Source organism: Cohnella sp. GCM10020058 (genome assembly GCF_042683485.1).
Taxonomy (GTDB): Bacteria; Bacillota; Bacilli; order Paenibacillales; family Paenibacillaceae; genus Cohnella.
This window is the reverse complement of the sequence record NZ_JBHUJV010000025.1, coordinates 334,247-354,790: the sequence shown is the minus strand read 5'-3', so window position 1 is coordinate 354,790 and position 20,544 is coordinate 334,247. Positions and strand designations below refer to the sequence as shown.

Annotated in this window: 14 protein-coding genes and 3 pseudogenes; 3 read left to right on the top strand and 14 right to left on the bottom strand. The window is 48.2% G+C overall.

Annotation, left to right across the window (positions count from 1 at the left end):
* Positions 1-167 precede the first annotated feature (167 nt).
* From ACFSR7_RS35300 to ACFSR7_RS35290, 3 genes are all read right to left on the bottom strand, one after another.
* Positions 168-401, bottom strand: coding sequence for a hypothetical protein (locus ACFSR7_RS35300; RefSeq protein ID WP_378169324.1), 234 nt, complete (start codon positions 399-401; stop codon positions 168-170).
* A 162-nt stretch (positions 402-563) separates the two neighbouring features.
* Positions 564-1,130 carry an SF0329 family protein gene (locus tag ACFSR7_RS35295; RefSeq protein WP_378169442.1) on the bottom strand — a complete coding sequence of 189 codons (567 nt, stop codon included), beginning with the start codon at positions 1,128-1,130 and terminating at the stop codon, positions 564-566.
* A 29-nt stretch (positions 1,131-1,159) separates the two neighbouring features.
* Positions 1,160-2,149, bottom strand: coding sequence for a tRNA dihydrouridine synthase (locus tag ACFSR7_RS35290; RefSeq protein ID WP_378169323.1), 990 nt, complete (start codon positions 2,147-2,149; stop codon positions 1,160-1,162).
* Between the two features lie 191 nt (positions 2,150-2,340).
* Between ACFSR7_RS35290 and ACFSR7_RS35285 the strand changes: the two genes are divergently transcribed.
* Positions 2,341-2,856, top strand: coding sequence for a thioredoxin domain-containing protein (locus tag ACFSR7_RS35285; protein ID WP_378169321.1), 516 nt, complete (start codon positions 2,341-2,343; stop codon positions 2,854-2,856).
* Between the two features lie 787 nt (positions 2,857-3,643).
* Here the strand turns inward: ACFSR7_RS35285 and ACFSR7_RS35280 are convergent.
* Positions 3,644-4,396 carry an SDR family oxidoreductase gene (locus ACFSR7_RS35280; RefSeq protein WP_378169320.1) on the bottom strand — a complete coding sequence of 251 codons (753 nt, stop codon included), beginning with the start codon at positions 4,394-4,396 and terminating at the stop codon, positions 3,644-3,646.
* A gap of 575 nt (positions 4,397-4,971) precedes the next feature.
* Here ACFSR7_RS35280 and ACFSR7_RS35275 point away from each other — a divergent pair.
* The gene (locus tag ACFSR7_RS35275) at positions 4,972-5,499 is read left to right on the top strand and encodes an RNA polymerase sigma factor (RefSeq protein ID WP_378169319.1); all 528 of its coding nucleotides are present in this window, start codon (positions 4,972-4,974) and stop codon (positions 5,497-5,499) included.
* Positions 5,493-6,650 (top strand): DUF4179 domain-containing protein, encoded by a 1,158-nt coding sequence (locus tag ACFSR7_RS35270; protein ID WP_378169318.1) that lies wholly within the window; start codon positions 5,493-5,495, stop codon positions 6,648-6,650. Before ACFSR7_RS35275 ends, ACFSR7_RS35270 begins: the two co-directional genes overlap by 7 nt.
* A gap of 254 nt (positions 6,651-6,904) precedes the next feature.
* Here ACFSR7_RS35270 and ACFSR7_RS35265 read toward each other — a convergent pair whose 3' ends face one another.
* From ACFSR7_RS35265 to rlmD (ACFSR7_RS35220), 10 genes and pseudogenes are all read right to left on the bottom strand, one after another.
* On the bottom strand, positions 6,905-7,204 hold the full coding sequence (locus ACFSR7_RS35265) for a hypothetical protein (RefSeq protein ID WP_378123921.1): 300 nt from the start codon (positions 7,202-7,204) through the stop codon (positions 6,905-6,907).
* A 38-nt stretch (positions 7,205-7,242) separates the two neighbouring features.
* Positions 7,243-7,437: pseudogene (locus ACFSR7_RS35260) on the bottom strand (DUF3885 domain-containing protein); the annotation flags it as partial.
* A gap of 68 nt (positions 7,438-7,505) precedes the next feature.
* Positions 7,506-8,897 carry a TIGR02679 domain-containing protein gene (locus tag ACFSR7_RS35255; protein WP_378169317.1) on the bottom strand — a complete coding sequence of 464 codons (1,392 nt, stop codon included), beginning with the start codon at positions 8,895-8,897 and terminating at the stop codon, positions 7,506-7,508.
* The gene (locus tag ACFSR7_RS35250) at positions 8,887-12,990 is read right to left on the bottom strand and encodes a TIGR02680 family protein (protein WP_378169316.1); all 4,104 of its coding nucleotides are present in this window, start codon (positions 12,988-12,990) and stop codon (positions 8,887-8,889) included. The genes ACFSR7_RS35255 and ACFSR7_RS35250 overlap by 11 nt, the downstream gene beginning before the upstream one ends.
* Before the next feature lie 25 nt (positions 12,991-13,015).
* Complete coding sequence (locus ACFSR7_RS35245) at positions 13,016-14,152, bottom strand: TIGR02678 family protein (protein WP_378169314.1); 1,137 nt, start codon at positions 14,150-14,152, stop codon at positions 13,016-13,018.
* Between the two features lies 1 nt (position 14,153).
* Positions 14,154-15,650, bottom strand: coding sequence for a TIGR02677 family protein (locus ACFSR7_RS35240; RefSeq protein WP_378169313.1), 1,497 nt, complete (start codon positions 15,648-15,650; stop codon positions 14,154-14,156).
* Between the two features lie 407 nt (positions 15,651-16,057).
* Positions 16,058-17,346: pseudogene (gene rlmD / locus ACFSR7_RS35235) on the bottom strand (23S rRNA (uracil(1939)-C(5))-methyltransferase RlmD).
* Between the two features lie 602 nt (positions 17,347-17,948).
* A pseudogene (locus tag ACFSR7_RS35230) lies at positions 17,949-18,537 on the bottom strand (ATPase).
* Positions 18,530-18,706 carry a hypothetical protein gene (locus ACFSR7_RS35225; RefSeq protein ID WP_378169312.1) on the bottom strand — a complete coding sequence of 59 codons (177 nt, stop codon included), beginning with the start codon at positions 18,704-18,706 and terminating at the stop codon, positions 18,530-18,532. The pseudogene ACFSR7_RS35230 and the gene ACFSR7_RS35225 overlap by 8 nt, the downstream one beginning before the upstream one ends.
* Before the next feature lie 114 nt (positions 18,707-18,820).
* A complete protein-coding gene (rlmD, locus tag ACFSR7_RS35220; protein WP_378169311.1) occupies positions 18,821-20,344 on the bottom strand; it encodes a 23S rRNA (uracil(1939)-C(5))-methyltransferase RlmD in 1,524 nt (507 codons plus the stop codon).
* Positions 20,345-20,544: the final 200 nt, after the last annotated feature.

Genomic DNA, 20,544 nt, shown 5'->3' with positions numbered 1-20,544 from the left:
AGGAGCCGTGCTTCGTGTAGAGCGAAGTGCGGCTCCCTTCATACAAATAATTTGGAAGTAGCCATCGAGGACGCCCCCCGTAACGCGTTACTCCACATAATCGTCATACCTTTATATCCCATCATCTAACGCAATCGCAATATTCGTGTCCAGGAGATACCCTCTACTCATGCATTCCATTCCTCACGCGATTGGCTCACTTCTTTAAGAAGCTCTTTCCCTCGTTCAGGAGTTAAAGTGCCTGCCGCTTCCAAAAGATCATCAACGGAATAGTCGTCTTCTTGAGCTTCCACAGTTTGCTTTTCAAGGTCAATCCATACACGAGGGTTATTTATGTTGAGTTTTTGAAGGATGGATTTTATCGTACTCGTGGCTTGTGGATCCATTTTTTTGAGGATCATCATGATCCCTCCATTGTCACTCGATAACACATAATAACACAGGGGAGGCTGTCATTAATAACCTCGTGAAATTCCAGAGCGTTCTTTTCGGCTCATGATTAAAAAATCCAATCAAAGGTGACTTCTTGCCCATCCATGATCAATCGCTTGTATCATCCTTCATCATGCACGACGCCTCAGCTCATAAAAATACTGCACGATCGGATGCTTGAATTTCATCTGCCCAGCCATTTTCAGAACCCGCTTTTTCCCGACTCGCCTGTCCACCAGCGCTAGAATATTCAATACCATATCATCGCTCTCTATGCTTTCCTCTATGGAAGTCGATAAATACTTATTAGCCACGACGATAAAATTCGATTTACTTAAAGAATCCTGTGCTGACAAAAGCGCTTTGGCATGCGCTGTCCTTTTTCTGCTTCTGGCCATGACGATTAAACGATCTTCGGGCACTGTCCCCTTAATATGTTTTCTAATCGCTTCTATGTCTTCATTGCTGATCGGAATTTGAATATCCGGGTCATTCTTAATCTCCAGCTCCGATTGATACCATCTGATCGCGTTCGTTTTATCATTCATATTGAGTATATTCTTTTTATCTACCATAATATAACAAACGCCCGGTTTATCGGGTAAATAACGGTAACCCTGTGCGCGGTATTCTACTCTATGATTTAACGCGGGACTGAGAAAGCCCTCCAGTTGCTGCTTTAATTTGCTCCAGGATATGTGGCCTCCCCCCTCTCCAATCTTCGATCCTAGTCCCCACGTTCCTTGTTCTCATCATGCACCTTGCTTTCAAACTCGCCAAGCAGTGCGCGCACTTCACTTGTTGACTTTGCGTTCATTAAGTTATTTCTTAATTCGCTTGCTCCCCGAAATCCGCGGACATATATTTTGAAAAAACGGACAAGTGAACTGAACGAACGGGGTGCCAGTCCTGAATATTGATCATGGAGATCCAGATGCAGCCGCAGCAAATCCAGCAATTCCTCACTGCTGTGCGTTTTCGGTTCCTTCTCAAAAGCAAACGGATTATGAAAAATACCGCGCCCAATCATAATGCCGTCCACGCCGTATTGTTCAGCGAGCTTAAGGCCGGTCTGGCGGTCAGGGATATCCCCGTTAATGGTCAGTAGCGTATCCGGTGCCACTTCATCGCGAAGCTTCTTAATCTCCGGAATCAGTTCCCAGTGCGCATCTACTTTGCTCATTTCCTCTCTCGTGCGCAGATGGATGGACAGATTGACGATGTCTTGCTTCAAAATATGGGTTAACCAGCCGCGCCACTCGTCGACTTCGCTGAAACCGAGCCTCGTTTTTACGCTGACGGGCAGTCCCCCGGCTTTAGCCGCTTGGATGATATCCGACGCGATCTCAGGACGGCAGATCAGGCCGCTTCCCTTACCGTTCTCCGCCACATTCGCGACAGGACAACCCATATTGATATCAATGCCTTTGAATCCCTCTTTCGCCATACCGATGCTCATTTGACGGAAGTATTCGGGCTTGTCTCCCCAGATATGAGCCACAATGGGCTGTTCATCCTCCGTAAAAGTCAAACGCCCACGGACGGCATGGTTCCCCTCCGGGTGACAATAGCTCTCCGTATTCGCAAACTCCGTAAAAAACACATCCGGTCTGGCTGCTTCGCTCACGACATGACGAAACACAACATCCGTCACATCTTCCATGGGCGCCAGTATAAAAAAAGGGCGTGGCAAATCGCGCCAGAAATGATTCGTCATATCGAAAACCTCTCTATAAATAATTGGACTCGGTCGAAATCGTCTCGCAGCCGACGCATCGGCTCCTTAAACATTATAAACCGGAAGACGGGTACACAACAGAATGATGATATAATCATGGCAAGCCAGCAAAAATTAGCCATGACTACGAGTCCATCATTCCAGGTAACATCAAGCAAAGGGGATTGAACATGACACGAGTGATCGAAAATGCATTTTTAAGCTATGGCAAGGAAGATGCGCCTGTAAAAGTGGAAGTGTTCTTGAATTTGGCGTGCCCGTATTGCGCAACATTCTTTCAAGCTGCCGATGAAACATTGCCTTCTTATATCGAGAACGGACAAGTTCAATATGTGGTTAAACACTATGACAAACCGCGCGAAATGCTTTTGTACGGCACACTGGCGAACGCCTTTTTAGACTATAGGGATCCGGAGCGGGTATACGAGCTGATGAAGGATTTATTCGCCAAACAAAACCAGTGGAGCGAATCCGACAGCCATTCGATTAAAACAATGTTAACCGAAGCGTATGGGTTACAGGAGCAACCCGATAACATCGACTTAAGTTTAAGCATTATTGCAGAAGCCATTAAACGTCGTGTGAAGATGGTGCCGACCGTATTCATTAACGGTAAAGAAATCCAATACCCTGATGAAATTGATGCAAACGGATTAATCAAGGAAGTTGAACAAGCTTTGGCCTAGGAAATTCTGTATGGCGAAAAATTAATGTGGAATAAGAACCCCCGAAACCGTATTCATTTCGGGGGTATTTACGGTGGACAAAGGGTTTCCGTTTGTGCCGTAAGGTTCCTATGAAGTTGTTGCTTCTTTCCCGTTTTGCTGTTCGAAGTGCCTCTCTCCCACGGACTCGAACCGGATTGAATTTCCGGACTAGGTGCATGTAAGGCGTCTGCATACACGGGCAGCCACTCTGTACCTTTAACAGGTTCATCATCAACGATGTTATAAGTTCCTGTTGACCACTCCAATGCCAGGAAAGCTGCATTCACGGCATCTTGAACATGGACAAAAAGAAGAGACGCCGTCTGTTGCCTTTACCTCCCGATTCCTTACTTTTTCAACCGTAGCCCCATCTTTGTCATACCAAGTTGCTGGTCCATACAAAGTACCATATCGTAAAACGACATATTCCGGTATTCCTTTACTGCTCCTTCAAGGCGGCTACACCGTTAATGGTTATGTTTCGGGGAATGGGCGCGTATAAGTCCAAGCTACCTCTTCCGCGACAGCGCGAGCGGATGGCCGCCCGTCTTGCGCCAGACGGCGCCTCGACCCAAATCCGTTTCCGATGTTTCTTCGGCAATATGCGAAGTCCGTTTTCCCAAAATAACGATTCGCCGCACTTTTGTCGCCGATACGGAGAAAGCAAAATAAATGTAAAAATCGCCCTTGTCCGGCTGACTGAGCCAGACAAAGGCGATTGCGAGCCCGGGAACGCACCTTGTCGGTCACGTGTCCGCTGGAGGCATTAATCCATTTGGATGCCGCCATTCACTTTCATGCAGCTGCCGGTGACGAACCGGCTCTCCTCGCCGGCGAAAAAGGCGATCGCCCCCGACAGGTCATCCGGCAAAGCTACCCGCTGCATCGGAGTCATCGCCGCGATCTGCTGCTTGACCGCTTCCGGGGTTACGCTTGACGCTTCCGTTTCGACCAGTCCGGGTGAAACGATGTTGGCGGTCACCCCATAAGGCGCGCTCTCCAGCGCCACATATTTGACGAACGCTTCAAGCGCCGCCTTGGCCGAGCCGTGTGCGGCCATATAAGGCACCGGGGTGTCGGCCGCATTGCTGGAAACGTAAATCATTCTTCCGTATTTCCGTTCGATCATGGCAGGCAACACGGCTTGCGTCAATGTAAAAGCGGCCTTCATCTCGTCGTTCAACTTCTGGGCTAACTCTTCCCATTGCATCCCCAATACCGGCTTCATAACAAAAGACATATGCGCATTGTTCACCAGAATGTCGATGCCGCCCCATGCTGCCCGAATGGAATCCAGTGCTTCCCTTACTTGTTCGGGATCGCGCACGTCCGCTTTGGCGAGCGCCGCCTCTCCCCCGGCTTGCCGGATCTGATCCACGACAGCTTGCGCCGACTCCGCCTGGCGCACATAATTTACGGCAACCTTAGCCCCAAGCCTGGCCAGCTCCAGCGCTGCCGCCGCGCCGATTCCGCGGCCCCCTCCCGATACGAATGCAACTTTGCCATGTAGACGATTCATACAGTTCCCTCCAAATTGTGTGATAAAGAATGTTTGTCGAAACTTTAACCTAAAGGTCACGTTTCCTGTAGCGTAGCTGTTCTCAATATCATAGTTGCCAGATCCGGCAATCCACCTGCCTTTGGTTATTATGTGATAACATCCTTTTACTCCTCCTAAGGCTTTTACAGAGTTGGACAGAGATTCCTATCTTTTGATATTACGTTGTTTGACTCAAGTCGAGTAGTGACAGCGGTCATCACTTTCGTCACATAATCAATCCAGTATGCAAGAAAAAGGTACAGCCTCCGACAATCAAGAGGATCTGTACCTTTTGGTCAAAGCGGCTTGTAACGTTCTGAGTGCCCGTCGAAGATGGTCTGATGAAGTAGACGCATTGCGCCCATATGGCAGTGATCGCCTGCACCATCAGCGTTCCGCATCACAACATGCTTGTGTGGATCTTTTAGCTCGGACGCAAGCTCGCTTGCCTGGCCCTTGTTTTTTCATGTAACCTTCTAGCTACCTACCTGATCTAATAAATACGTAACGTTACGAACATTCTATTACTTCTAGTCAAGAAAGCAGGTGAACCCTTGCATACAGATTCTATTGTCGTCAAAGCCAAAGCCGGAGAACCTGAAGCGTTCATGCAGTTGATGCAAGAGGTAGAGTTACCTTTATATAGAACTGCAAGGTCCATCGTCAACAAAGACGAAGATTGTGCAGATGCCCTGCAGGAGACGATACTTAAAGCCTTTAAGTCCATCCATACACTCAGAGAGCCCGCTTTTTTCAAAACGTGGATCTTCCGGATTCTGATTAATGAATGCAACAAAATGGTCAAAAACAATTCAAGAGCCCTCCCTTACGGAGAGCTTCCCGACGTCCCATCCTCTTCCAAGGATTATGAGAAAATCGAATTATGGGATGCCGTTCAACAGCTTGAGGAGAACCTACGGATTGTCATTATCCTTCATTACCTACAGGACATGCCAATCAGTCAAATTTCCGATATTCTCGATATTTCTACGGTAGCCGTGAAGACCCGGCTGCATCGCGCACGCAAAAAGCTAAAACATTTATCTCAAATCAATCAAGAAAAGGGAGTTGCCACATGGTGAACACTCAGTTAGAAGAACAATTAAAGAACTGCCAAAGCCTACTTCCCGATCAGTTATCTGATATTGTCCGCTCCAAGCTGAATGAGACTTACCAAATCATCAGAGAAACCGATAATTCCATTTCCCCCATTCAGAAAAAGACAAATTTATCAATAAATATTAATAAATGGTGGATTTCCACTGCAGCCGCTGCACTTCTTGGAGTTACCCTCTTTGCTTCCGGATTTGTATCACCTGCAATGGCTGATGCACTCAAGCAAATTCCGGTTCTAGGACAAATCTATTCATTATGGGGCGAAAATAACTTAGATCCCGGTCTTCAACAAGCCGACGATTTCATCACAAATGTAAACCAAAGCGTGACCCATGGCGAGGTGACTATGAATATTCCAACGTTGTTATTTGACGGAACCCGAATTCTCATGAACGTAACCACTCCTGGAAATCGTCTGGCTTCGGAGCCCAATTCGATGCTTTCCCATGCCAATAAAGGGGCGGTGGATACGTTAGAGATCCTCTATAAAGGCCAACCTCTGAGCTGGGATTCCGAATTCATGGACGATGAGACTGCTTCCAGCCTAATCGTTCAGGTTACCAACACTACTAGTGTGAACCAGACTGTCCAGTTCCCTGATCAGTTTGACTTGACTGTAAATGTAACGTTAAAGGGTTACGATGCCCCTTTCCAATTCGTTCTGCCTATTACAAAATCAACGCCTGCTACCGTTCTAACTTCAGAGGAGACCAAGCATCACGATAACATTAACTTGCAGATCAGCAAGCTGGAAATTACCCCAATCACAACGCAGGTATCCATTGAGTACAAAACCAAACCAGGCCAGAGCATAGAAGAAATGCTAGCTTCTATCCCTTCGAAATACAAGGGCGCTAACGGGGGCATCATCGCTCTTCAGTATGATATTGTGGATGAACATGGCGTTCCACTAAAGCCCATCGGTGCTCACCCCATTAGCAAATCTTATAATATTCGCTTTGAACCCTTCAAGACTGTACCGAGTACCGTAACCATCAAACCGTACTTAGTCGTATCCGAAGGTCAAGCCCCAGCTGGGGTTACAGGACGGTGGGAAGACAACAATAGGGTCAAGGAATATATCCCTGAGCTGGAGACTGTATTTTCGGTGCAATAGTTCATCTGTAAAAAGGACCTTATCTAGGATTAAAAAGGTATGCAAACCTACGAAAGACGAAGCCATAATTGGCTTCACCCCCGAAACTATTCGTTTCGGGGGTATTAACGGTCAACAAATGGTTTCCGTTTGTGCCGTATGGTTCCTAGGAAGTTCTTATGAGGGATACAGCGTGAAGGGCCGAACGATTGATAGCGTTATTTAATTGGCTTTTTCGAAGGGACCGTTGAATTGGAAAACAGATCAAGATCGCATCATAAAATGGTGACGGCAGCAATCTCCCTCCCAGCCCATAATTTAAAGCTGAATCCTGGTTCAAGCAAGTGCCACGGGGCCCCGTCTACGATAAAAGCCACATCTGCATAGGTATGCGAATCATCTACCACTTCTGTAACGCGAACCAAGACCGTCCACACATCGCCATGAATGACCTTGCCGACGACTTCCCCGAATATGACGACGATATCGCGAAGCCATTCGTTTAATGGAAATTTGCTTGTGTCTTTATCCTTGTCCCATTCAATAATGGCTTTGCAGTGTCTTCTTTCCATCATATCCCCCATTTCGTCCTCATCGTACAGACAAGACTGAATTAATTTTCCATGAAAGTAGATTCGATTCTCTTACAATCGTATTTCAATATCCAATCATTTCGTTTTAGATAAAGGTCTCTTAGCGCTTCCTTGGAGCTGGCTGCCACGTCAAGTCCTCTACTATCGTAAAAATGAAATATCGTATTTTTCGAAAGGTTGATGAAGTAAATATCATTAGGCGCAAAAAGGACCTTTCGATAGTTTAGCTCCGAACGCTTACATCTGGTACCATCCCTTTAATCTAAATTAATGCTTTATCAACTTAATTTTTAGGAATCACAGAAGATACTTCTTTAATCCAATCACTCCTCAATTCTTTTCCAAATGATTCCTGATAAACTTTTGCTTTAATCTGTATCATTTTTTTTACTAAGCCACCTTCTAACCCTTGAAGGGTTATTAAGTCTGTATCTGATAAAGGCTTACTTTTGGGCGCAACATAATTACGATAAATAGAAGTCTCCATACGCCAAGCGTAAAACTCTGCTGAGAACTGCTCTTTCATATTGTTTAACATTTGAACACCTGGAACATCAATATCCCCAGAGTAGTAAATAACGCAGCTTGGGTTTGCTTCAAGACATTTTTCTATGAATACTTTAGAAGCAGTTCTTGCCTGTCCAATTGTGCAAAGTAAAACTGGAAAATCTGATGGAAGCTGCTCTAATGAAAACTTATTTAGATTAAGAAAATGAACGGTTTCATCAACTAAATAAGAAATGACAGATGGATTTTCGATAATATATAATGACGAGTACTTTGGGACCTGCTTCATCTCTTCAATTTCCCGCAAATTTAATGTACGAGGAGATGTGCCCTTAACTAAATGAGGTACAAAAATATGTGAAATCGAGCTAAGATCATCGTCCAGAACATCGAAATTCCTGTAAATTTGACGTTCAAACAAATACTCTGGCATGTTTGTCGTCTCGTTATTATCGTTTTCGTTTAGTTTTGAACTTTGGCTATTAATATCATTAAGGGCACTCCATAATAATCTTCCTAATGCATTTGTTTTATCAAAGGCATGTGGATCCTCAGTAACATAAGCAGCAAACATAGGCAATCTAATTTTTCCAGTAGAAATTGCACGCGCTTTAAACATCTCGTCTTTTCTCATAAGTAAATACCATAAAGCACTCAGACAGGTTATCAATTCTGAATAGGCATTTTTGTCTTTATCAAAAATCGTTCTAAAAATTCTATAACCTTTAGCTTCTCCTTCCTTCAATCTTTGCAACCAGTTAAATGTCTTTTGAATAAAATTTTCAAGATCCGTATCGGCTATATTGAATCGGGTAATAAAATCTCGTTCCACTCGAACAAAAAGATTCGCCCAAGCCGATAGTCTAAACTCTTTTTGTTCGCGTTTGGTAGAGAGCTGACAGGCATAATATAACTCCAATAGTTCAAGCAGTGTAGCCGAGTATCCTGCTTCTATGACCGCTTTTTCAAAATCGGCAGATGGGAAACGAGATTCCTTATAGCGAACTCCCAGAAAACCGCGCAATGCTTTTTCCTCTTCTGGCGTGGGCCTCATTTGAACATTACCGAACGCACCATAGCTTTCAAACTTTTTACGATATAAGTCGAAAAGGCGGCCGAAGCCGCCGCTGCCCTGAAAAATCTTCACAAGTTGCCTATTATCCTGCATTGCCTGAACGCTCCTCGATACTTTGCTCTAGTGATAAAAGATGTTTTTCTTTACCGTCCCAATAGTAACGAGCAACAGCGAGCACAGGGGAGTCTACAGGGCGAAGAATTTGAGCAATGGAAAGTTCATCTACCGTTCCATAACAGCCCCACAGCACTTGAGAGTTCATAATATAATCGAACTCAAAGTCATGCACGAGCTGGAACATCTGCGCAATGTTTTCGCTGTCAATACCCGCAAACGCCTCATCTAATGAAATGATACGCGGCGCATCAGGTGCGGCGTACGAATATTTGGCTGCTATCGCCGCAAACAGCGGCGAATAGATACTCATCGCCTTTTCCCCGCCGCTGAGCTCCCCGAACACCTTGTTCGTGAAGCGCTCTTCTGGAATGCCCCTTCGCGTTATGAACATATCGAAGCGAAACCATTTGCGGTAATCCAGCGCTGATTTCATTTCTTCGAACATGGAGAAACTCGCATCGTCCTTGCACTTTTTGCGGGCTTCATTGATTTTGGACATAAAGTGAAGACGCACTTTTTCCTTTTGAGATGGCGTCAAAAATATGGATTCCTTGGACAGGTACGATAACAGCTCAGTCGTCGAAATTTGGTCTTCCACTCTGCTCGTGAAAGGGATCCATTCGAGTCGCATCTGTATGGTGCCCGTTACACGCCGCAGCATCTCGTTCGCATCTTGTTCCCAACGCTTCGCAGCCCGCACTTTCTCATGAATCGCTGTACCGACGACGTCAATGAGCACCTTTTCAAACAACTTCTGCTCCTCTTCCTGAATATGCCGCGAAATAAGCTTTAGTTGATCATCTACATCGCAACGTACTTCATGCGGTGTGTTCTCCACATGCTGTTGTAAAAAGACTAGGAATTGCCGGGAGCAGTGCTGTGCAAGGAGCTGCCAGGACGGATCCTCCTTGTCTTTAGCCTCAATTTCAAACGCTATTGTGCGCCGCGACTGCTTAAGACTGTAATCCACAAGCTCTCGCTGCGCGTGGCCTTCTGCATCTTTTAAAGCAGAAAACACTACATCAGATGAAAGTTGCCTGCATGATTCCTCCAGCACCTTTACGACCTGAGCAGCGCTCTGTGGAGCACACACAAAACCGAGAGACAACTCTTCTTGGTACAATTTCGTCCACGCATTGAGCAATCGTAGACGTTCTTCCATTAGCGGTTGCTCTTTCTCTTGATTTTGTACGAGTTCACGAATATTAATCTCGACTTCGCTTATTTGTTTACGATAAGAGTCTGACAGCTTCTCTGCCGCCTGCATCGCATTTCTCGCTGTCTCGATCTCCTGTTTTACGTCAGTATCGCCGAGATTCTGAATACTCTTAACATACATTGCTTCATAAGACTTGTTCTTCGCAATATTCCTCTCCAAATCCGTTTTCTCATCTGTAAGGTATTCATAACCGTCTACCAAACGCTCTTTCTCGGACGCAAGGTTTGACAGCGATTGATTCGCATCAAGCCATGCGCTGTGCACCACACGAAGCTCATTGAGTGTATCTTTGTAGAATGTAAGGTCGCTGAGTGCCTGTTGGTAGCTGGCGTGCGTAAGCGGCAATTCCATCTGCTGTGCAGCATAATGGAGAGCATTGCGCTCAATTTGTGTGTCATTGCGGTAGGCACGTAAATCAGTTTGGAGCCGCTCTACTAAAGAGATCTGCGTGACGCGTTCCCGCTTCTTGGTTTCATAGCGTTCAAGAGACTCCTTAAGTTCTTCAAGGGACGGGAATACTTCCCGTTCCATGACAAGGTGCCGCTGCTGTTTTTCTACGATAGACTGTTCGGATTCCAGATTATCTTTCTCGTTCGTAAGTTCGTCATGCAGTCTTTGCAGCTCTTTCAGCTTACGCGCACGGAGTTCTTCCCGCGTCGATTTGCCTATGTATGCATCTTCATATCGAGGTGCCCGCCCCCCCACCATGCCGCTGCAGAATTCCCCTGTTTCCAACACGTACCCTTGCTCATGGGGAACAATGGATATGGTTTGAAGTAAAGCGTTAATATCCTCCACAGTGAGACCGTTCGTTGGCGTCGGACGCACATAAGTCAGTAAGTTCTCTCCTTTGTACGACCCTTTCTGCACAACGGTCATCGAGGCGGCAACCATGGAACGATCATTCTCATGTACCACAAGTGCCGTCAGAAGTCCCGCGCGGGTAATCGCTCCCTCGATCGCTTCTTTCACCGTCGGCTCTATGTGTTCCAAAAATTCAACCGTTTCATAAAAATAAGCAACACGTACGTTATGTGAACGCAAACGCTCCATTTCTGCTGCTTCCGAAGCGGTAAGAGCTGGCTCTATTTCCGTTTGCCCAGATAAAGCCTCGGCCTTTCTTTCGGACTCCTCTATTTGCTTTTCGAGAAGACGAATCGAAGCCGCAAGATCTGCATGCTGCTTTTGAAGTGCATGAGAGCGATTTTCGTACAAAAAACTCAGCCAGTCCGTAACCGCAGCTGGGGATACATCATCTAGAAGGTCACCGATTCCTTGCAAGATTTCCCTCGCTTCGAGAAGCTCTGTAGGGTGAATTTGAAATTGTTGAGCACTTTCCGCCCATTCAACAATGGCCTGCTCAACAGATGCTGAGCAGATGGAAATCACTTTCTCTAAATTGCGAAGCTTAACTTCTATCTGGTTTACGAGATCTTCTTCAGCTGACACACTTCGCTGCATTCGATCCTCATGTTCGATGCGAGATTGCAACGAACTGAGTTGATCAGCGATCCTCTGTACCTTGCCGTGGTACTCATAGAGGGTTTCTTGCCAGTTTTTAAATCCTGCGTCCGAAAAACTGTCTAGGCAGGTTTCAAAGTGCTTACGCAAGACGCCATGGGCCGAGAAATAAGTCTCGTCTGCCAGCGAATCCAACTCCGAAAGCGCATCCTCCCGGCTTTGAATTGCTTTATATCCCTTTTCCTCACTCTGCTTGATACGTTCCTCCACTTGTCGTTGCTGTTTTTCATTCTTCTCAATAACTTCGACCTTCCCTTGCCGCTTCTCCTCTGAATCCCGTAGGGAGTTTCTTACCTGGCTTAGTTCTTGCTCGAGTGTAAAAATAGGATGGCCTTGTCGGGAAGCAATCTTTTTTTGCATGGTTTCTTTTATATTGATTTGTTCCGCCTGTTGCCGCTCCAGTTCTGTTTTGGCTGCGGACGCTATGGCTTCAGCGGCTTCATAATCCTTAATACGCTTCATAGATTCATAAAATCGTTTCTCACTGGATACAAGATGTTTCGCCTTCTCATATAGAGAGAGTTGGTTGTATGCGTCGTACGCTTCCACCAAAATCGTAAGGAAGCCAAGCTCCTTGCCAAGACGGGCCTTCTTTTCTTGCAGGTTATCCATGCTCTGCAGCGACGAAGAAAGCGGTGCCAATTCATATTGCGACAATTCTGGAAGAGCATCGGAGAGAACGTTGGACACTTCGCTCGCTTTCACAGCATTAGAGAGCTTGGGACTACGAAGCTGAAGCAACACACCAATCAGCTCTTTAAACTCCTGCGTGGTTTTAAACCGATAGAGTTCTTGATTTACGAGTTCTACATAACGCTGTTGGCTGTCAGTGACTTCTCCATCACTTCCAATGCGGTCTGCTAAGTCCCCCCTGGTAAGAGGAAATTTTTTGGGCTCCCCGCTTACAATTTTTTCGTCATATAACTGAATGCCGCGCCCAATGCGCTTGTTACGGAGAATGAAATACCAAGTTCGCATGGTGTTATCGCTCTCCCGCCGTTTCCCATTCAGGCCAATGCCAACGGTAATAAACGTATTGCCTTTACGATACTCCATGTATAAATATCCCGTGCCTTCCTCTCGCTTGGAAACATGCTTATTGCCGAGCAAAAGATCAATCATCCGCCGATCCTGCGACCCGAATGGGTCAAGACGCGAGGGGCGCTTATCGCCATCGAGCAAAAACGGCACTGCCATGGTAGTGGATACTGATTTCCCAGAACCGTTAGCACCGCGGACAAAAAGGCGTCCGTTGCTAAACTCAAAAATCGTGTCACCGTGATACCAAAAATTTACTAGACCAAAGCGATTCAAATGAAACTTGCTCATCGCCTATCACCTCCGCATATAAAATTTAAGATACGTAATCCCCTGTAACACGGCCTGTGGCGGAATAAAATACTACCTGTCCGTCCGAATACGCATCTGCCATATGAAAATCAGACATATACTCCATAACCTCTCTCCATATGACAGTAAGGGGCCGTTCTGTAAACGATTTGGTCCATCCATGGCTGTGCAGATTCTTGATTTCTTGAAACCAATTAATTGCCTCAAATTGCAGGCACAGAACACGGCCGTTATAATCGAGTGTTATTTCTTGGCTGTTCACCTTATCCCAAATGAGGGTTGCATATTGCACAGCTGCATTTGAAATCTGCTCATCTTTTGGATAATAGTCTCCGTAGCGGTTTTCTGCATGGGTGAGCATCGTCGTTCGATGGTACCGCTCGAGGTGCCAATATTCAAATGATCCTGAAATCATATCGTTCATTCTCTCTAGTTCTTCTACCAAAAACTTGACCTCTTCTGGTGATAATTCATCATCGTCTACGGCTGATTCTAAAAAGAATCTGCGTAAGAGCCGTTGTCTGGGGGTTGTGCCATGGACAATCTCTTTCTCAATGTGCTCTTCTAATTGACTACGATTTTGGATTTTGCTGAGATCAAAGAAGTAAAGCGGTGTGAAGTGACGAAAATAAGGTGTGGTTTGAAACAAGACATCATGCCTCTCATCGTCTCGAAACTCGTCAATGTTACGATCCACGACATAGACGAGCCTCAATTTCACGCAATGCCGTAGAACTTCTATAAAGGCCTTACGGTGCGACCGCTCCTCCCAAGCGAAAGGGGCCGCTTCTTCAGGATAATACATTCGGATGGCATCACAAGCGTTATGCAGTGTAAACTGCTTATCTTCTCCACGGTCTTCTAAATAAGCAAGAAAACAGCAGAAAAATATATAGTGGAGCGACGATGTGAAGTCAACAATGCCCATAAACGTCTTTGGTGAGACAGGAATTTTCTCTAGTTTTACAAACTCATTACGTAAAAGTAAACGATAGCCAAAGTATTCTCGAACGATGTCGGCAATATCTGCTTTTCGGGCGAGAATCTGAAAGTATAGGTCCGACTGCGTGTCCCGATGAATCCAGTGGTAATGAAATAAGGCTTCAATACACTCTTGCAGCACTAACCGATCTTTATCCATGCTATTCCTCCGTAAATACGAACTCGTAGTCATCCATCGTTAGCGTACCATCAGTGGAACGCAAACGTATGCGGTTGTTGGAGCGGAGCCTCAAATAAAATTGGAGTCCTTCTTCCGTTTGGCCTTTTAAGCCTTTTGTAGTCATGGCTTGTCCCAACAACTCGAGCAGCAGATCCCGCACTTCCGGATACACAACACCGATCTCATCCAATTTAATTTTGCCGTCCGTAATTAAGCTATTGAACTGCTCCTGCACCAAGCGTGTTTTCTCCAGATGCTCCTGAATCAGAGACATTTGCGCTAAGGGATCTTCATATACAGGCAGTTTAGTGCGTCCGTTACGATTTCCAGGTGTCTTTTTATTAAGCGGCAATTCAAAAGGGTCGTATTCCCACACATGCTTTGTAATATCATCCTCAGATTTACGAGGAACTAAAAAATGTTTTGTGGTGGAAGCGCCAAACATTGCGCCAGCAATTATATGGCAGTCCCGCAAATCCGAAGTGTTCGCAAAAATACGGGCAAGTTCCAAATAGTCATTCTTTCGGCTTTTAAAGTAATTGAATTTATCGCTGATCTGGTCAGCAATTCGCACAATTTTTTGGATAGTGCCACGAGTTTGTTCGATAAGAAAGCGGGAACTAGCTTTGCGACCGTTGATCTTCACGAACCACCCTTTAAAACCAAGCCATTCTGCCCTTCTTCGCTTGGATGCAAGCTCAGCCTCAAATGTATCCTCCAATTGTTGCTCTGCTTCATAAGAGACAATCACGGAGATAATTTGCTCAATTTCACTCTCGTCGATGAATCCGAGGCGCTCCTCGATCAAATCTTTCTTCTCCATAATACCAACAACAAAATCACTTAATAGACGTACAAATTTTTCTTTGTACGGCAAAAAAGACTCTGTACGCATAAGACGTTCATATGGTTCACTGTTTACGTGGGACAAAAAGTCTGCAGTACCATTGCGAAGTGCTTCAAACCGGGACATGAGGTCGCGCCAAATATTGCGGATATCACCCATCGTCCCGTTAATCGAAGGCCTCCATTTGCGAAGCTTGGTCAGGTCCTCTAAAATATGGTCCGCCAGTACACGCTCGAACGATCCACCACGAATCGCCTGCAGGTTATGCTGCATCTCCTCCAGCGTACGCTCGAGCGAAATCGTATATTGTGTGACCTCATAATAATTCTTACGTTTGTAAAAATCCTCGATTCGCTGCGCGTGGGATTCGTCTTGATGGACGATCAGGTTATTCCATCTGACGAGCGCCTTGAGGTCTTCTTCCAATTCTTTTTCAGAATAATCCTTAAAATGATGGCCAAACTGTTCTGACGTTACTAATTCTCGATACACATCATCCAGAAACATATAAGAGCTGTATTCCTGACGGTATTTCTGATAGAAAACATAGCAGATGGGACGGTATCGGTCTGCTTTATTAGGAGCAGAAAGATATGACGCCTCTCTTACTGTATTTAATAGAAAACTCATTCTGCAACCTCCTTTCTAAGATGCACGAGGCATTTGCTTTCAATCCCTATTGAAGTAATACCTAAAATACTAATTCAACATCTGCAAAGGCTCTTTCAGGCATTCGCTCCAAAGTATGAGTTTGTTTAATTGAAATAAACTAAAACAATTTCAAATCATTTTGAAGACTAATAACGAAGTACCCCCAAAAGCACAATTGAGTTTGAGCTTCTATAGGAATGAGTATCCTTTCAGGTTTGAGTTTTTATATGGAGATCACTTACCGTTCTGTGAATTCACGAGCCCGAGACCTTATCAAATTCTCCACCACAATAGTACCACATTTTGGAGATTTTTTGCCTTTCTCGTCGAATCCTCCCATAGAAAAAGACCAGCACTCTCGTGCTGATCTGCATACCCATAACCCCTTACTTTTCCAAAATAAATGACAATATACACTCCACATGAACGGTATGAGGTAACATATCCACCGGTTGAACCTCCACAGTCCGATAGCCGCCATCCTCCAGCACGCGAAGATCGCGCGCGACCGTAGCCGGGTCGCAGGAGACATAGACGATGCGTGCCGGGCGAAGCTCCAGCATCGTAGCGAGTAGCGCCGGATCGCATCCCTTGCGCGGCGGATCGACGACGATGACGTCGGGGGCGATGCCTTCGGCTTGCCACTTCGGCATGACGACTTCGGCCGGACAGACGGCGAATTCGTCGTTGTTGATGTGGTTGAGCAGCGCGTTGCGGCGGGCGTCTTCGATGGCTTCGGGGATGATCTCGACGCCGTAGACGTTGCGGGCGTGGCGGGCGAAGAAAAGGGTGATCGTGCCGATGCCGAAGTAGGCGTCGATGACGGTCTCTTCGCCGGTGAGGCCGGCGTAGTCGACGGCGGTCCGGTAGAGACGCTCGGTCTGGGTCGGGTTGACCTGGAAAAAGGACCGCGCGGAGATGGCGAAGGTGATGCCGCCGATCTCGATATAGATGAAATCGTTGCCCCAGAGGACGCATGTTTCTTCGCCGAACACCTGGGAGGTCGCGCTGGTGTTGATGTTCTGGCAAATGCTCGCTACGCCGGGGATATCTTCGCGGATGAGTCCGCAAAGCTCGTCGGCGTGCGGAAGGTCGCGGCCGTTGGTGATGAGGACGACCATGCGCTGGCCGGTCGCTTCGGCGTGGCGGTCGACGACATGGCGAAGCAGACCGCGGCCGGTGGCGCGGTCGTAGGCGGCGTAGCCGAGAGACCGGGCGATGCGCTTGGCGGCACGCACGGTCTCTTCGTTTTGCTCCTGCTGAATGAGGCAGGCCTCCATGTCTACGACCTCGTGGCTGCCTTGCTCGAAGAAGCCGCCGATAAGTCCATGGCCGCCGATGCCGGCCGCCATAGGAACCTGCGCCTTGTTGCGGTAGCGCATCGGGCGCGATCTCGCGGCCGCCCGCTTCGCCGGCGGCCTTCGCCGGCGGCCTCCTCCAGTGGCGCCACCGGCAGCTTGCCGATGCGCGCCAGCACGCCCGCGACGTGCTCCCACTTCCAGCGGAGCTGCGCCGCGTAGCCCCAATGCTGCAACTAGCAGCCGCCGTAAGCCTCATAGATCTCACACGGCGCCGCGATGCGGTCCGGGCTCGCCGCCACAAGCGCCGCCATGCGCGCGCGGCCAAACGACTTGTTGATGCTTTGCACCTCGGCCTGCACCCGGTCGCCCGGCACCGCGCCCTACACAAACCTACTATCATAAAATGAAATATCGTATTTTTCGAAAGGTTGATGAAGTAAATATCATTAGGCGCAAAAAGGGCCTTTCGATAGTTTAGCTCCGAACGCTTACATCCCAGAACGTATCGATAGGATTCCCATCCAATCAGTTTGATGCGCCTCCCCCTCCCGCGAAATTATCTAAAAGTCCTCTGAAAGTAATCGCAAGCTTTTCACCTCGGTCATGTGATATGCTAAAACCACTAAATATTAGGAGGATTTCGAATGGACACCGGTACTCGGATTTATACTGTGAAGATTGTTTACACTCTGGAGATGTCGATGATCCTCAGTTCTACTTCAACCTGAAAGAAAAAGATAAAATGCAGCAATTTATAGATATTTGTATCGAGCATGGCTATGAGGTTTCAATAATCCAAGACGTCGTGGAAGTTCAAGTAGAACCAGAAAAGGAGAAAGAGAAAAAGATAAAAAAACAATCCATTTTCCAACAGGAACTAGTAACTCTGGTATAACTCACCCTCCCCCACTGTGATTATCGTTCCAAAGTCTGAAGGATCTCAGAAGCAAAAAACAGCCAAACTACTTGGCTGCTTTTACGAATTTATTATCTTTTCCATAATGCTTTCAGTCCATGGAGGGAGGGATTCCGATTGCGAGGTTATTAAACCGTTAGTTGCACTCAGAATAATTTCACCTTCTGTATGACTATTATCGATAACGATCAAATGGTTGATCAAATGAATGTGAGACAGTAGATTTTGAAGAGATGTTTGATGCCGTCTGATGATATCTTCAGAGGGAATGTGATGTCCGCCATTTTCCACTCGAATGGCTACCCTCTTGATATTCAAATGATAATCGCCCAGACCGACATAAAACATTGTAACCTCAAATTCGTTTGCCTTTGCATCGAGCATAAGGCGGATGGCATTTTTTCCAGCGAGTGTTGTTTCGACTGAAAATCACGTTTGTTATGAATACAATCTCTGGCCAGTTTAATGGCGTCTTTCCCTGCAGATACTTTTCGGCTTTCAGGGTGAACAGGATCAATTCCCCGTGCAAGAGCATCGGGATCTATGTTAATGCTGATTCCAAGCCGATCTACGATCAAGTTCTAATCGTGCTTTTTCCACTTCCGTTATTTCCTGCAAACACATACATGATCGGTGCCAACTCATGCATGAGGGACATCCTCTTCGGAAACGGGAACAACATCTCCGTTGTAGTATTCTTTTACGATTTGACCATCTTTTGCCTTATATACAATATATGTCCGGTTGGCTTTGGCATCTAATTTTGCCCGATCGCCCGTAAGTCTAATTAGTTTTTGCAGCTCTTTTATTTGATTCATGTAACTCACCATCCCGTTACATCAGTCTCATTTGAGTCTGATTATAGCACAGCTAAAACTTTAATTTAGTAAAAAGGTCTTCTTGTTTGATGAGTAACTTATGGAGTCATCATATTACCTTGTTCTGACTAACCGCGACACGCACTCTACATGGGTGGTATGCGGGAACATATCCACCGGCTGCACCTCCACCGTCCTATAGCCACCGTCCTCCAGCACGCGAAGATCCCGCGCAAGCGTAGCCGGGTCGCAGGAGACATAAACGATGCGCGCCGGGCGAAGCTCGAGCATCGTAGCCAGCAGCGCCGGATCGCATCCCTTGCGCGGCGGGTCGACGACGATCACGTCGGGGGCGACGCCTTCGGATTGCCACTGCGGCATGATGACTTCGGCCGGACCGACGGCAAATTCGGCGTTGTTGATGTGGTTGAGCAGCGCGTTGCGGCGGGCGTCCTCGATGGCTTCGGGGATGATCTCGACGCCGTAGACGCGGTGGGCGTGGCGGGCAAGGAAGAGAGTAATCGTGCCAATGCCACAGTAGGCGTCGATCACGGTTTCTTCGCCGGTGAGGCCGGCGTAGTCGACGGCGGTCCGGTAGAGGCGTTCGGTCTGGATTGGGTTGACCTGGAAGAAGGAGCGCGCGGAGATGGCGAAGGTGATGCCGCCGATCTCGTCGTAGATGACGTCTTCGCCCCAAAGAACGCGGGTCTCTTCGCCGAACACCTGGGAGGTCGAGCTGGTGTTGATGTTTTGGCAGATGCTCGCGACGCCGGGGATGTCTTCGCGGATGAGTCCGCAGAGCTCGTCGGCGTGCGGCAGGTCGCGGCCGTTGGTGATGAGGACGACCATGCGCTGGCCGGTCGCTTCGGCATGGCGGACGACGACATGCCGAAGCAGACCGCGCCCGGTGGCGCGGTCGTAGGCGGAGTAACCGAGAGACCGGGCGATGCGCTTGACGGCGCGCACGGTCTCTTCGTTTTGCTCCTGCTGAATGAGGCAGGCCTCCATGTCCACAACCTGGTGGCTGCCTTGCTCGAAGAAGCCGCCGATGAGTCCATGGCCGCCGATGCCGGCGGCCACGGGAACCTGCGCCTTGTTGCGGTAGCGCCAAGGCTCGTCCATCCCGATGACGGGATGGACGACGACCGGCGCGCGCCCCGCATCGGGCGCGATATCTGGGCCGCCCGCTTCACCGGCGGCCTCCTCCAGCGGCGCCACCGGCAGCTTGCCGATGCGCGCCAACACGCCCGCGACGTGCTCCCGCTTCCAGCGGAGCTGCGCCGCGTAGCCCCAATGCTGCAGCTGGCAGCCACCGCAGGCCTCATAGATCTCGCACGGCGCCGCGATGCGGTCCGGGCTCGCCGCCACAAGCGCCGCCATGCGCGCGCGGCCAAACGACTTGCCGATGCTCTGCACCTCGGCCTGCACCCGGTCGCCCGGCACCGCGCCCGACACAAACAGGGTGTAGCCCTCCACCCGGCCCACACCCTGTCCCTCATGCGTCATCCCGACGATGTCGATGACGACGGAATCGCCGACCGCGACCGGCACGCCCGCGATCTGGCGCGGCGCCTCGCCCTGGCGGCGCTCCCGCGCGCCGGCACTACGCGCATGCTGCGGCTGGACTTGCGACCGCACGCCACTTGCGCGCTCGCCCTGTCGGCGATCCCGCGACCGCGCACCGCCTCCATCAGCAACCGAAGCTCCGCGGCCGCCATCGGCGCCGCGTCCGCGCGATTCCGCGCGCACCGTCGCCCCGCTCGACTGCCCCCGCTCCTGCTGCCCGCCGCTCGCCCGACCGCGATCGCCCGCACCAACAGGCGCCTGCCGCCCTTCTT